This window comes from Streptomyces sp. NPDC029151 (genome assembly GCF_055564315.1).
Window position 1 is genome coordinate 27,226 of record NZ_JBVHWQ010000014.1, and the last position, 12,978, is coordinate 40,203.

The 12,978-nt window shown below is 71.9% G+C and carries 10 protein-coding genes; 5 read left to right on the top strand and 5 right to left on the bottom strand.

Features of this window, described 5'->3' with window-relative positions:
* The first annotated feature begins 143 nt into the window (after nucleotides 1-143).
* From ACZ4VF_RS35130 to ACZ4VF_RS35145, 4 genes are all read left to right on the top strand, one after another.
* The gene (locus tag ACZ4VF_RS35130; protein WP_467931116.1) at nucleotides 144-1,367 is read left to right on the top strand and encodes an NAD(P)-dependent malic enzyme; all 1,224 of its coding nucleotides are present in this window, start codon (nucleotides 144-146) and stop codon (nucleotides 1,365-1,367) included.
* Nucleotides 1,368-1,595: 228 nt separating this feature from the next.
* On the top strand, nucleotides 1,596-2,561 hold the full coding sequence (locus tag ACZ4VF_RS35135; protein WP_467931117.1) for a zinc-binding dehydrogenase: 966 nt from the start codon (nucleotides 1,596-1,598) through the stop codon (nucleotides 2,559-2,561).
* A 148-nt stretch (nucleotides 2,562-2,709) separates the two neighbouring features.
* Nucleotides 2,710-2,919 (top strand): helix-turn-helix domain-containing protein, encoded by a 210-nt coding sequence (locus ACZ4VF_RS35140; protein ID WP_467931119.1) that lies wholly within the window; start codon nucleotides 2,710-2,712, stop codon nucleotides 2,917-2,919.
* On the top strand, nucleotides 2,919-3,497 hold the full coding sequence (locus tag ACZ4VF_RS35145) for a Clp protease N-terminal domain-containing protein (RefSeq protein ID WP_467931120.1): 579 nt from the start codon (nucleotides 2,919-2,921) through the stop codon (nucleotides 3,495-3,497). Before ACZ4VF_RS35140 ends, ACZ4VF_RS35145 begins: the two co-directional genes overlap by 1 nt.
* A gap of 531 nt (nucleotides 3,498-4,028) precedes the next feature.
* Here the strand turns inward: ACZ4VF_RS35145 and ACZ4VF_RS35150 are convergent.
* Both ACZ4VF_RS35150 and ACZ4VF_RS35155 read right to left on the bottom strand, forming a co-directional pair.
* Complete coding sequence (locus ACZ4VF_RS35150; protein WP_467931122.1) at nucleotides 4,029-5,114, bottom strand: PadR family transcriptional regulator; 1,086 nt, start codon at nucleotides 5,112-5,114, stop codon at nucleotides 4,029-4,031.
* Nucleotide 5,115: 1 nt separating this feature from the next.
* Nucleotides 5,116-6,153 carry a DUF4097 family beta strand repeat-containing protein gene (locus tag ACZ4VF_RS35155; protein ID WP_467931123.1) on the bottom strand — a complete coding sequence of 346 codons (1,038 nt, stop codon included), beginning with the start codon at nucleotides 6,151-6,153 and terminating at the stop codon, nucleotides 5,116-5,118.
* Between the two features lie 282 nt (nucleotides 6,154-6,435).
* Here ACZ4VF_RS35155 and ACZ4VF_RS35160 point away from each other — a divergent pair, with 282 nt between their 5' ends.
* Nucleotides 6,436-6,615: a DUF6104 family protein gene (locus tag ACZ4VF_RS35160; RefSeq protein ID WP_003992906.1), complete on the top strand. Its 180-nt coding sequence runs from the start codon at nucleotides 6,436-6,438 to the stop codon at nucleotides 6,613-6,615.
* 307 nt (nucleotides 6,616-6,922) lie between these two features.
* On the opposite strand, the gene ACZ4VF_RS35165 is transcribed toward ACZ4VF_RS35160, so the two are convergent.
* The 3 genes from ACZ4VF_RS35165 to ACZ4VF_RS35175 all read right to left on the bottom strand — a co-directional run bounded on the left by ACZ4VF_RS35165 (nucleotide 6,923) and on the right by ACZ4VF_RS35175 (nucleotide 12,926).
* On the bottom strand, nucleotides 6,923-10,762 hold the full coding sequence (locus ACZ4VF_RS35165; RefSeq protein WP_467931124.1) for a multifunctional oxoglutarate decarboxylase/oxoglutarate dehydrogenase thiamine pyrophosphate-binding subunit/dihydrolipoyllysine-residue succinyltransferase subunit: 3,840 nt from the start codon (nucleotides 10,760-10,762) through the stop codon (nucleotides 6,923-6,925).
* A 302-nt stretch (nucleotides 10,763-11,064) separates the two neighbouring features.
* The gene (locus ACZ4VF_RS35170) at nucleotides 11,065-12,189 is read right to left on the bottom strand and encodes a HAMP domain-containing sensor histidine kinase (protein WP_467931125.1); all 1,125 of its coding nucleotides are present in this window, start codon (nucleotides 12,187-12,189) and stop codon (nucleotides 11,065-11,067) included.
* Nucleotides 12,186-12,926, bottom strand: coding sequence for a response regulator transcription factor (locus tag ACZ4VF_RS35175; protein ID WP_467931127.1), 741 nt, complete (start codon nucleotides 12,924-12,926; stop codon nucleotides 12,186-12,188). The genes ACZ4VF_RS35170 and ACZ4VF_RS35175 overlap by 4 nt, the downstream gene beginning before the upstream one ends.
* Nucleotides 12,927-12,978 lie beyond the last annotated feature (52 nt).

Below are 12,978 nucleotides of genomic sequence, written 5' to 3' on the forward strand. Positions count from 1 at the left end.
ATCCGGGGCTCAGGGCGCGTGTGCGGCGCGCCCGTCGCGTATGAGCTCGTACGTATCCGCAATCGAGCCGTACGCGGTGCCCGCCCACCCCTCACCAGGAGTGGTCGACCCTCAAACCATGCATACCTAAGGGGTAAAACAAAGTGGCAGCGGAGATCGTCAATCCTCGCAGCGACGGCACGACGGACCAGGACGGCGGGGCCGAGCCCCTCGATTCCTTCGATCCGGTGTTCGCCCTGCATCGCGGCGGCAAAATGGCTGTGCAGGCCACCGTGCCGGTCCGCGACAAGGACGACCTTTCCCTCGCGTACACGCCCGGCGTCGCTCGCGTGTGCACCGCGATCGCGGAACAGCCGGAGCTGGTCAACGACTACACATGGAAGTCCAGCGTGGTCGCCGTCGTCACCGACGGCACGGCCGTGCTCGGACTCGGGGACATCGGTCCCCAGGCCTCCCTCCCCGTGATGGAGGGCAAGGCGATCCTCTTCAAGCAGTTCGGCGGCGTCGACGCGGTGCCGATCGCGCTCGACTGCACCGACGTGGACGACATCGTCGAGACCGTCGTCCGGCTCGCTCCCTCCTTCGGCGGAGTGAACCTGGAGGACATCTCGGCGCCCCGGTGCTTCGAGATCGAGCGCCGGCTCCAGGAGCGCCTGGACATCCCGGTGTTCCACGACGACCAGCACGGTACGGCCGTCGTGACGCTCGCGGCGCTGCGGAACGCGGCCCGGCTGAGCGGGCGTGAGATCGGGCAGCTGCGGGCCGTCATCTCGGGCGCCGGCGCGGCCGGTGTCGCCATCGCCAGGATGCTGGTCGAGGCCGGCATCGGGGACGTGGCGGTCGCGGACCGCAAGGGCGTCGTGTCCGCCGACCGGGAGGACCTGACCCCGGTCAAGCGCGAGCTGGCCGGCTTCACGAACAAGGCCGGCCTCACCGGCACCCTGGAGGACGCCCTCGCGGGCGCGGACGTCTTCATCGGCGTCTCCGGCGGTACGGTCCCGGAGGAGGCCGTGGCCTCCATGGCGGAGGGCGCCTTCGTGTTCGCGATGGCCAACCCGAACCCGGAGGTGCACCCCGACGTCGCGCACAAGTACGCGGCGGTCGTCGCCACCGGACGGTCGGACTTCCCGAACCAGATCAACAACGTGCTGGCCTTCCCCGGGATCTTCGCGGGCGCGCTCCAGGTGCGGGCCACGCGGATCACGGAGGGGATGAAGATCGCCGCGGCGGAGGCGCTGGCCGCGGTGGTCGGCGACGACCTCGCCGCCGACTACGTGATCCCGTCGCCGTTCGACGAGCGGGTCGCCCCGGCCGTCACCGCCGCGGTCGCCGCCGCGGCCCGGGCCGCGGGCGTCGCCCGTCGCTGACATCGCGCTGAACGGCCCCGCCCCTGTGGGCGGGGCCGTTTTTCTGCCTCTTTCCTTCTCCTTCCGCACTTTTCATCCCGCCCGGCCGCCCCTCCGGTCGGGTGCGGACGAGGCGCTCCCGGGCGCGTCGGCGCGGTGCTGCGCCGCATGGGTGCCGTTGCGCAAGAGGGCATGTGTCACAGCGGACGCTGGTTCCGCCCGCTGCACCGTGCACCTATCGTCGGCATCATGTTCGCTGTCTACGCCGCCCGAATCGACCGCGACCAGCCGCTCACCGGCCTTGAGTTGGGGGAGCGTCCGGCTCCCCAGGCCCGTCCCGGCTGGAGCACCATCACCGTGCGGGCCGCTTCCCTCAACCACCACGACCTCTGGTCCCTGCGGGGCGTCGGCCTCCCGGAGGACCGGCTGCCGATGATCCTCGGCTGCGACGCCGCCGGGGTCGACGAGGACGGCAACGAGGTCGTCCTGCACTCCGTCATCGGCCAGACCGGCCACGGCGTCGGCCCCGACGAGCCGCGCTCCATCCTCACCGAGCGCTACCAGGGCACCTTCGCCGAACAGGTCGCCGTACCGACCTGGAACGTCCTGCCCAAGCCGAAGGAGCTCTCCTTCGCCGAGGCCGCCTGCCTGCCGACCGCCTGGCTGACCGCGTACCGGATGCTGTTCACCAACGCCGGTGTACGGCCCGGGGACTCGGTCCTCGTGCAGGGCGCGGGCGGCGGTGTCGCCACGGCCGCGATCATCCTCGGCAAGGCGGCCGGACTCCGGGTCTTCGCCACCAGCCGGGACGAGGCCAAGCGGAAGCGGGCGCTGGAGCTGGGCGCGGTGGAGGCCGTGGAGCCCGGGGCGCGGCTGCCGCAGCGGGTGGACGCGGTCATCGAGACCGTGGGCGCCGCCACCTGGTCCCACTCGGTGAAGTCCCTGCGGCCCGGCGGAACGCTCGTCATCTCCGGTGCCACCAGCGGGGACCGGCCCTCGCACGCCGAGCTGACCCGCATCTTCTTCCTCGAACTGAAGGTGGTCGGCTCCACCATGGGCACCAAGGACGAGCTGGAGGACCTGCTCGCCTTCTGCGCCGCGACCGGTGTACGGCCCGTCATCGACGAGGAGCTGCCGCTGGACCGGGCCCGCGAGGGCTTCGAACGGCTGGCCTCCGGGGAGCAGTTCGGGAAGATCGTGCTCACCCATTCCTGAGCCCGCGAGGCAGTCGGGCCGAGAGTCGGGCCCGGAGTCGGGCCGGGAGTGGGGCTGAGAGGCGGGTCCGGGACGCGGGCCCGCCTTTCGCTCGGGCTGTCTGTCAACTTTGGTTGACAAATCGAAGGTGTCAACCTAGATTGACATCATGAGTGAGGCAACCGATCTCGCCGAGCGCGCCGGAGACCGGGACCCGCGGGTCGGACTGCGGGCCGTGGCCGCGCTGCGCCGGCTGCTGGAGCAGCTGGAGGCGGTACAGGTGCGCAGTGCGCGCCATCAGGGCTGGTCGTGGCAGGAGATCGCCGCGGAGCTGGGTGTCAGCAGGCAGGCCGTGCACAAGAAGTACGGGAGGCATTGATGTTCGAGCGGTTCACCAAGGACGCCCGGGCGGTGGTCACGGGCGCGGTCGAGAACGCGTGGAGCGGCGGGGCACGGACGGTCGGCGCCGAGCATCTGCTGCTCGCCCTCCTCGATGGCGAGGGCAGCCGGGCGTCGTTCGCGCTCGCCGCGCTCGGGCTCGCGGAGCCGCAGGACCGGGAGCCGGTACGCCGGGCGGTGCGCGAGGCGCGGCGGCGGGCCGGGCTGACCCGGGCCGACACGGAGGCGTTGGCGGGACTGGGGATCGATGTGTCGGAGATCGTGGCCCGGGTGGAGGAGACGCACGGGGCCGGTGCGATGTCCGGCGACCTGGAGCGGCGGGGGCGGCTCCAGGGGCGCCGGCCGGCCTTCGGCCGAGCGGCCAAGGGGGTGTTGGAGAGGTCCCTGCGGATCGCCCTCGCCCGGCACGACCGGCGCATCGGGGACGAGCATCTGCTGCTGGCGTTGACGGTGGTACCGGGGGTGGCGGGGGAGGTGCTGGCCGATCACGGGGTGACGTTCGAGTCGGTGACGAGGGTCTGCCCGCCCGCCCTGGAGGCTCGCTCGGCCGGACGGTGAGCGGGGGTGGCGGAGAGCTGGTGCCGAGTGGGCGCCGAGGGGGTGCCGAGACGGGGTGAGCGGTCGGGGGACCCTGGTGTGGGCAGGCCCTCGGGCGCCGGCCCTCGGCCCTCGGCCGCCGAGCGCCGAGCGCCGAGCGCCGGCCGCCGGCCGCCGGCCGCCGGGCTAACGGCGCTTGCGGAGTGGCATCTGTCGGTCCGCGGCGGCGGCACGCGGAGCCGGGCCCTGCCCGTCCTCCGGCCGGGCCCTGCCCGTCCTCCGGCCGGGCCCTGCCCGTCCTCCGGCCGGGCGAACGCGGCCTTCCGGGCCGGCAGGCCGAGCAGACCGGCGGGCCGAACGCCCGGACGGACCGGCCGCCCGGAGCGCTGCCGGCCAGCCGCCCGGCCCCGGCCCCCGCGGCCGCCCCAGCCGGCTGGGAGACCGTTTCCACCGCAGCGACCGGAAAGGCCCCCCGCCGAGGGACGGCAGGCAGCGTCGTGCCAGTGCCGCGTCCGCCCTCCCCGCGACCCGTCGACGCCGACGGGTGGCGGGTCAGTGGGCCGGGGTGTGGAGTACGGCCGCGATGTGGGCGGCCGCCGTGGACAGGTGCCGGCGGGCCTCGCTCAGCTGGGCGGGGGTGACGCCGTGGTCGCGGGCCGCGTCGCGGATGCCGTCGCGGAAGCGGTCCAGCAGGCGGTCCAGATCGCGGGCCGGGTCACCGGTGGACTCCTCGTGTGCCCAGGAGGGCTCGTACGCGGCGGGGAAGTCCTTCGGGGGCGGGGTGTGGTGGACGTCTGAGGCGTGGTCGGGGGCGGGCGCGGATGCGCGCGTCTCGTCGGCGGGGTGGGCGAAGCCGCGGTCCCTGCCGAACTCCTTGCCGAGGTTGTTCCCGAAGTCCTTCCCGAACTCGCCGAGGTCCTTGGCCAGTTCCGTCAGGCCCTCGCGGAGTCCGGTCGGCCAGTCGCCGGGGGTGAAGTGGTCCTGGACCCGGTCCTGGACGCGGCGGGCGATGCGCTGGAGCTCCTCCTGCGCCTGGGCCCGCGCCCGTGCCTGGGCCTCCTGGGCCTGGCGGCGGGCCCGCTGGGCCTCCTCGCGGGCCCGGCGGCTCTCGTCCTTCGCGCGCCGCGCCTGCTCCTTCCACTCCTGCTTGACCCGGCGCATCTCCTCCTTGGCGGCCTTCCAGGCCTCCTTGTCGTCCGGCCCGTCGTACTCCCCGTAAGGGCGCTCGCCCCCGGTGTCCTTCGTGTCCCGGCGGGCCTCGGAGGCGGCGGCGCGCACCTCGCGGCGCAGGTCGCCGGCCGCGCCGCGCACGTCGGCCCTGATCTCGGCGGCCAGTTCCGCGACCGACTCGCGGATCTCCAGCTCCAGGTCGGCCAGCTCGCCGCTGCGGTCGGCCAGTTCGGCGCGGCCGGCGTCCGTGATGGCGTACACCTTGCGGCCGCCCTCCGTGGTGTGCCGGACCAGGCCCTCCGCCTCCAGCTTGGCCAGCCGGGGGTAGACCGTGCCGGCCGAGGGGGCGTAGAGCCCCTGGAAGCGCTCCTCGAGGAGTCTGATCACCTCGTAGCCGTGGCGCGGGGCTTCGTCGAGGAGCTTGAGCAGGTACAGGCGGAGGCGGCCGTGGGCGAAGACGGGAGGCATGTCAGAGCACCTTCTTGTCGGTCGTGCCGTCGGCCGGGGCGCCGCCGGCGCCGGGGTCGTCCGGGGTGCCGGTGGCATCGGTGGTGTCCGTTGCACCAGTGGCGGTGGCGGTGGCGTCCCGGCCGGAGACGGAATTGTCCCCCGGGGCGGCCGAGGGGTGGCCGGGCGGGTGGGATGCGTCGGAGGCCGGGGGCTTCGGAGGCTCGGTCTCCCAGGGGGTGCTCTCCTCGTCGTCCCGGGGCGGCCGGCGCAGCAGGGCGATCGAGCCGGAGACGGTGGTGGCGCGCAGCTTGCCGGTTCCCGCGCCGAGACGGCCGGTGATCTTGTGGGCGCCCCACCGGCCGTGTACGCGGAGTCCGTCGAAGGCGTTGGAGATCGTGCCGCTCGCCGTGTTCGCCTCCACCTCGGCGTCCGCCGGGTGCGGGAGGCGGATGGCGATCTCGCCGGAGACGCTGGTGAGACCGATGTCCGTGGGGCCGTCCGGGTCCAGGTCGACGATCATGGAGCCGCTGACGGAGTCGGCCCGCACGGAGGTGCCGGAGCCCTCGACCACGGTGAGGTCGCCCGAGACCGAGTGGAAGCGGAGGTCGCCGGTGACCGCCTGGGCCTCCACGTTGCCCGAGACGGTGTCCGCCCGGACGGGGCCCGAGAGGCCGACGAGGGTGGTGTCGCCGGTGACTCCCTTCACCGCGGCGGGACCGCGGATACCGGAGACGACCGCGGTGGCGCCGACGACGCCCACCTCCACGCGGGTGCCGGTGGGGACGGCCAGGGAGACGACGGCGGTGCGGCGCCAGCCGTTGTGGTCGAGCCACTTGAGGAAGCCCTTCCAGGGGAGGTCCTCGTAGGCCACGGTGAGGGTGCCGCCGCGCTGGGTGACCACCAGGGGCGGGCCTTCCAGGTCCGAGACCTCCAGGCGGGCGGGGCCGTCGTCCGTGCCGACCACGTTGACCGTGCCGTTGACGATGCGGACGTGGAGGTCGTGGACGGGGGTGTCGAAGGTGAGCTTCCGGGGTTCGGTGACGGACCACTCGGACATGGGGCCTCCTCGGCCGGTCACGGTGTGCGAGACGCGGACGCGCCATATCGCGTCCCGTTCTCAAACACGATATATCGCGGCTCGGGGAAGTCAAGACACTCGTTCGAGGGAGGAGGAGCGAGGGAAGGGGCGCTCGTGCCGGCGCGGGAGGGCGGCTTGCCCTGGCCGGCGGGGCGTCGCCGCGGCCCCCCGGCAGCCCTCCGTGGCCGACGGCGCGGGACGGGGCGCATACGCTGGGGGGAGTTGTTGGCAGGCCGACGTTTACGCAGGAGACGTGACCCTATGTACTTCACCGACCGCGGTATCGAGGAGTTGGAGAAGCGGCGTGGCGAGGAAGAGGTCACCTTTGAGTGGCTCGCCGAGCAGCTGCGGACGTTCGTGGATCTGAACCCGGACTTCGAGGTGCCAGTGGAGCGGCTGGCGACCTGGCTCGCGCGGCTCGATGACGAGGACGACGAGTAGTCGAGCAGGGAAGCAGGGAACCAGGGGGCCAGGAGGGCGCAGGGCGCCCGCACCCGCACACCATCCCGCACCCGCACCGCCGGGCGTCCCGCCCCCGCACACCGCCCCCGCACACCGCCCCCGCACACCGCCCCCGCACACCGCCTCGGCCGCAGACGGGCACGGTGCGGCCGCACCGGGACCCACGGCCCATCCGGGCCGAAGCGGCCCGAGGGGGCGCGAGGGGGCGCGGGGGACCACGCGAAGGGCCCGGTACCGAGTCGGAACTCGGTACCGGGCCCTTGCCTTCAGCTGACCGCCGGAGGCACTACGCCTCGAACACCTCGCGGACGAGCTGCTCCTGCTCGGCCTGGTGCCGCTTCGCGGAGCCCACCGCCGGGGACGACGAGTGCGGACGCGAGATGCGCCGCAGCCGCTCGCCGGCCGGGATGTCCGCGCCGACCGCCAGGTCCAGGTGGTCGATCAGGTTGAGCGCGATGAACGGCCAGGCACCCTGGTTCGCCGGCTCCTCCTGCGCCCACAGGTACTTCTCGGCGTTCGGGTACTTGTTGACCTCCGCCTGGAGCTCGGCACCCGGCAGCGGGTACAGCCGCTCGATGCGGATGATCGCCGTGTCCGTGGCGCCGCGCTTCTGCCGCTCGGCCTCCAGGTCGTAGTACAGCTTGCCGGCCACGAACACGACCTTGCGGACCGCGGCCGGGTCCACCGTGGTGTCCCCGATGACGGGACGGAACTGGCCCGACGTGAACTCCTCCGTCTTCGACGCGGCGGCCTTCAGACGCAGCATCGACTTCGGGGTGAAGACCACCAGCGGCTTGTGGTGCGGGTTGTGCACCTGCCACCGCAGGAGGTGGAAGTAGTTCGACGGCAGGGTCGGCATGGCGACCGTCATGTTGTTCTGCGCGCAGAGCTGGAGGAAGCGCTCGACACGGGCCGAGGAGTGGTCCGGGCCCTGGCCCTCGTAGCCGTGCGGCAGCAGCAGGGTGACGCCGGACGTCTGGCCCCACTTCTGCTCGGCCGCGGAGATGTACTCGTCGACCACCGTCTGGGCGCCGTTGACGAAGTCGCCGAACTGCGCCTCCCACATCACGAGCGCGTCCGGGCGGGCCAGCGAGTAGCCGTACTCGAAGCCCATGACCGCGTACTCGGACAGCAGGGAGTTGTAGACGTTGTAGCGCGCCTGGTCCTCGGCGAGGTACTGGAGCGGGGTGTACTCCTCGCCCGTCTCGCGGTCGATGAGGACCGCGTGGCGCTGGCCGAAGGTACCGCGCTGGGAGTCCTGGCCCGACAGCCGGACCGGGGTGCCCTCCAGCAGCAGCGAGCCGACCGCGAGGGTCTCGCCCATGCCCCAGTCGATCGTGCCCTCCTCGACCATCGTCGCCCGGCGCTGCAGCTGGGGCAGCAGGCGCGGGTGCACGTGGAAGGAGTCGGGGATGTTGACCTGGGACTCGGCGATGCGCTTGACGACCTCCGAGGAGATCGCGGTGTTCACGGCGACCGGGAACTCCGCCTGCGGGTCCGACACGGGGCCGGTGGCCTGCTGCGTCGTGACGGCCTCGCGGACCTCGGTGAAGACCTTCTCCAGCTGGCCCTGGTAGTCCTGCAGGGCCTGCTCGGCCTCTTCCAGGGTGATGTCGCCGCGACCGATCAGGGACTCGGTGTAGAGCTTGCGCACCGAGCGCTTCTTGTCGATCAGGTCGTACATCAGCGGCTGGGTGAAGGCCGGGTTGTCCGACTCGTTGTGACCGCGGCGGCGGTAGCAGATGAGGTCGATCACCACGTCCTTGTTGAACGCCTGGCGGAACTCGAAGGCCAGACGCGCGACGCGGACCACGGCCTCGGGGTCGTCGCCGTTCACGTGGAAGATCGGGGCCTCGATCATCCTGGCCACGTCCGTCGCGTACATCGACGAGCGGGAGGACTCGGGGGCCGCGGTGAAGCCGACCTGGTTGTTGATGACGATGTGGACCGTGCCGCCGGTGCGGTAGCCGCGCAGCTGCGACATGTTCAGCGTCTCGGCCACCACGCCCTGGCCGGCGAAGGCCGCGTCGCCGTGCAGCGCGACGGGCAGGACCGTGAAGTCCGTGCCGCCCTTGTTGATGATGTCCTGCTTGGCGCGGGCGATGCCCTCGATGACCGGGTCGACCGTCTCCAGGTGGGACGGGTTGGCGGCCAGCGAGACCTTGATCTGCTCGCCGTCCAGGCCGGTGAAGGTGCCCTCGGCGCCCAGGTGGTACTTCACGTCGCCGGAGCCGTGCATCGACTTCGGGTCGAGGTTGCCCTCGAACTCGCGGAAGATCTGCGCGTACGACTTGCCGACGATGTTGGCGAGGACGTTCAGGCGGCCGCGGTGGGCCATGCCGATGACGACCTCGTCCAGGCGGGACTCGGCGGCGGAGTCGATCACCGCGTCGAGCAGCGGGATGACGGACTCGCCGCCCTCCAGCGAGAAGCGCTTCTGGCCGACGTACTTCGTCTGCAGGAACGTCTCGAAGGCCTCGGCGGCGTTGAGCCGGCGCAGGATCCGCAGCTGCTCCTCGCGCTCCATGCGGGCGTGCGGGCGCTCGACGCGGTCCTGGATCCACTTGCGCTGCTTGGGGTCCTGGATGTGCATGAACTCGATGCCGGTGGTGCGGCAGTACGAGTCGCGCAGCACACCGAGGATGTCGCGCAGCTTCATCATCGACTTGCCGGCGAAACCGCCGACCGCGAAGTCGCGCTCCAGGTCCCACAGGGTGAGCCCGTGCTCGGTGATGTCCAGGTCGGGGTGCTTGCGCTGCTTGTACTCCAGCGGGTCGGTGTCGGCCATGACGTGGCCGCGGACCCGGTAGGAGTGGATCAGCTCGAAGACGCGCGCGGCCTTGGTGACGTCGTCGTCGTGGCTGGCGTCGATGTCCTTGAGCCAGCGGACCGGCTCGTAGGGGATGCGCAGCGCCTCGAAGATGTCGTCGTAGAAGCCGTTCTCGCCGAGCAGCAGGTTGGCGACGGTGCGCAGGAACTCGCCGGAGGCGGCGCCCTGGATGACCCGGTGGTCGTAGGTCGACGTGAGCGTCATGACCTTCGAGATGCCGAGCTTGTTCAGGGTGTCCTGGCTGGTGCCCTGGAACTCCGCGGGGTAGTCCATGGAGCCGACGCCCATGATCACGGACTGGCCGGGCATCAGGCGCGGCACGGAGTGGACGGTGCCCAGGCCGCCGGGGTTGGTCAGGGAGACCGTGACACCGGTGAAGTCGTCCATCGTCAGCTTGCCCTCACGGGCGCGGCGGACGATGTCCTCGTAGGCCTGCCAGAACTCGAAGAAGTTCAGCGTCTCGGCCTTCTTGATGGCGGCCACGACGAGCTGGCGGTCGCCGTTCGGCTTGACCAGGTCGATGGCCAGACCGAGGTTGACGTGCGCCGGCTTGACGAGGGTCGGCTTGCCGTCCTTCTCGCCGAACGACCAGTTCATCGACGGCATGGCCTTGATGGCCTGCACCATCGCGAAGCCGATCAGGTGCGTGAAGGAGATCTTCCCGCCCCGGGCGCGCTTCAGGTGGTTGTTGATGACGATCCGGTTGTCGAACAGCAGCTTCACCGGGACCGCGCGCACGGACGTCGCGGTCGGCAGCTCCAGCGAGGCGTTCATGTTCTTCGCGACGGCGGCGGACGGACCGCGCAGCGTCACGAACTCGGGACCTTCGGGGGCCTCGGCGGCCGAAGACCGCGCGGCGCCGGCCGCTCCGGTGGAGCCGGTGCCTGCACCGGGCTTCGCCTTCGGCTGAGCGGGCGCCTGTGCGGGCGTCGCCGGCTTGGCCGGGGCGGGGGCGGCCTGCGCCGCGGGAGCGGCGGCCGCGGCGGGCTTCGCGGCCGCGGGGGCGGCCGGGGCGGCGGCCTGGGGGGCCGGGGCCGCGGGCTGGGGCTTCGGGGCCGTGGTGGTCTCTGCGGCCCCCGTGGCCGCAGTACCCGCCGGGGCCGGGGTGGCAGGAGCCCCCGGCTTGTAATCGGCGAAGAAGTCCCACCAGGCGCGGTCTACCGAATTCGGGTCCTGGAGGTACTGCTGATAGATCTCGTCGACGAGCCACTCGTTCGCACCGAACGCGGCAGCGGGGTTCTTCCCGGCTTGGTCGTCGGTGGAGATGCTCGAGTTACTGGGGGACTGTGGCGACACGGCGGCAACCGCCCTCTTCCGCTTCACAAGGTGATGGACAGCGGGAATAAAGGCTACGCCTCCATGGCCGGGAAGGTCAGGTCGGGCAAGGTCATCGTCGCGTAAGTCACATCAAGAATCTTGTTTCAGGGCTTGAAATGGCGGGAAACAAGCGTGGTTCCGCATGTGAGAGGGTGCGGCGGCCCGGACCCGGCGCGCCTTCGTTCGACGGGTGGCGCGGGCCTGCCTGTGATCACACGTGTCCAGCTGCGCGGAGCGGCGGCGACCGACGTGGATCTTGTCCTTCCGGTTCGGACCCTACGTCAACTCGGGACGGAAGTCAGTCCCGGGAGAGTGACGATGATCCGGCAGCCTCGCTCGGATTCGGCCACACCGATCCGGCCGCCGTGCAGATCCACCGCCCAGCGGGCGATCGCCAGCCCCAGTCCCGTACCGCCGTCGCTGCCCGGGCCGTGCGGCCGGGTGACGGCACCCCGGTTGAACCGCTCGAACACCCGGTGCCACTCGGACCGGGGGATGCCGGGGCCTTCGTCCAGGACCTCCAGCTCCAGCGACTCCGGCTGCGGCCCCCGGCGCGCCCGCACGGTCACCCGGCCGTGCGGCGGGCTGTGCTTGACCGCGTTGTCGATCAGGTTGGCGACGACCTGGTGGATGCGCTCGGGGTCGGCGTGCGCGGTCAGCTCAGGCGGCGACACGTCGAGGTGCAGATGGACGTCCGTGCGGGTGTGGCTGCCCGAGCCGGTGGCCATGCCCGCGCGCGCCGAGGCGACCATGTTGGCCTCCTTCAGCACGCCCGAGAGGTACGGCCACACCTCGAACCGGCGCAGCTTCAGCGGGACGACGCCGTTGTCCAGCCGGGACAGGTCCAGCAGGGTCTCCACCAGCCGGCCGAGCCGCTCGGTCTGCTTCAGGGCCGTCCGCATGGTCTCCGGGTCGGCCTCGGTGACCCCGTCGACGATGTTCTCCAGCACCGCGCGCAGCCCCGCGATGGGGGTGCGCAGCTCGTGGGAGACGTTCGCGACCAGCTCCTTGCGCTGGTTGTCCTGGGCCTCCAGCTCATCGGCCATGACGTTGATCGTCTGGGCCAGGTCGCCGAGTTCGTCCCGGCGGTTCTCGCGCACCCGGCGGGTGTAGTCGCCCTGCGAGATGGAGCGGGCCACCGCGTTCATCTCGTCCAGCGGCATGGTGAGCGAGTGCGCCACGAACTGCGTGATGAGCAGTGTGGCGATCATGGAGAAGACCGTGATGAAGCGCAGCTCCGTCTTGGTGTGCACCGCGACGATCGACAGACCGGTGGTGATGAGCACCGAGATGACGACCAGCGCGCCCAGCTTGGTCTTGATCGAGAACGGGCGTACGCCGCCCCAGGGGTCCTCGCCGAGGGTCCCGGGGCTCCTCCGTGCGGCCTGGCGCCCGTCGCGGCTCACGGGGTCGGTGTCTCCAGCGCGTAGCCCACACCGTGCACGGTACGGATGCGCTCCGCGCCGATCTTCCGCCGCAGCGCCTTGATGTGGCTGTCGACCGTGCGGGTGCCGGAGGCGTCCGCCCAGTCCCACACCTCGGCCAGCAGCTGCTCGCGGGAGAGCACCGCGCGCGGGGTGTTCGCCAGGCACACCAGCAGGTCGAACTCGGTGGGGGTCAGGTGGACGTCCTCGGACTTCACCCGCACCCTGCGCTGCGCGTGGTCGATCTCCAGCTCGCCGAGGCGCAGGATGCCGGAGCGGGGCGTGGCGGCGGCCAGCGCGGCCCGCTCCATCCGGCGCAGCAGCACGTGCACGCGTGCCGCCAGCTCCCGCATCGAGAACGGCTTGGTCATGTAGTCGTCGGCGCCGACGCCGAGCCCGACCAGCATGTCCGTCTCGTCGTCCCGCGCGGTCAGCATCAGTACCGGCACCGGCCGCTGGGCCTGCACCCGCCGGCACACCTCCAGCCCGTCGAAGCCGGGCAGCATGATGTCGAGGATCAGCAGGTCGGGCTGCCAGGCCTCGGCCGTGTCGACGGCGGCCGGACCGTCGGCCGCCGTCTGCACCAGAAATCCCTCGGCGCGGAGCCGGGCCGCGATGGCGTCGACGATCGTCGGGTCGTCCTCGACGACCAGCACCCGGCGCTGTGCGCCCGGGGTGGTCGTCGCCGCGCCGCTCTGGGAGGTGTGTGTCTGCTCCATCGCCCGCCCCTGTTGTTGCTTTCCGGAATCCGTGGGGTGATCCCATGTCTGC

Excerpts from the sequence above, each read along its gene's own strand:
- ACZ4VF_RS35135 (WP_467931117.1), top strand. The coding sequence starts at position 1,596 with ATGTTCGCTGTCTACGCCGCCCGAATCGACCGCGACCAGCCGCTCACC.
- ACZ4VF_RS35140 (WP_467931119.1), top strand. The coding sequence starts at position 2,710 with ATGAGTGAGGCAACCGATCTCGCCGAGCGCGCCGGAGACCGGGACCCG.
- ACZ4VF_RS35145 (WP_467931120.1), top strand. The coding sequence starts at position 2,919 with ATGTTCGAGCGGTTCACCAAGGACGCCCGGGCGGTGGTCACGGGCGCG.
- ACZ4VF_RS35150 (WP_467931122.1), bottom strand. The coding sequence starts at position 5,114 with ATGCCTCCCGTCTTCGCCCACGGCCGCCTCCGCCTGTACCTGCTCAAG.
- ACZ4VF_RS35155 (WP_467931123.1), bottom strand. The coding sequence starts at position 6,153 with ATGTCCGAGTGGTCCGTCACCGAACCCCGGAAGCTCACCTTCGACACC.
- ACZ4VF_RS35160 (WP_003992906.1), top strand. The coding sequence starts at position 6,436 with ATGTACTTCACCGACCGCGGTATCGAGGAGTTGGAGAAGCGGCGTGGC.
- ACZ4VF_RS35175 (WP_467931127.1), bottom strand. The coding sequence starts at position 12,926 with ATGGAGCAGACACACACCTCCCAGAGCGGCGCGGCGACGACCACCCCG.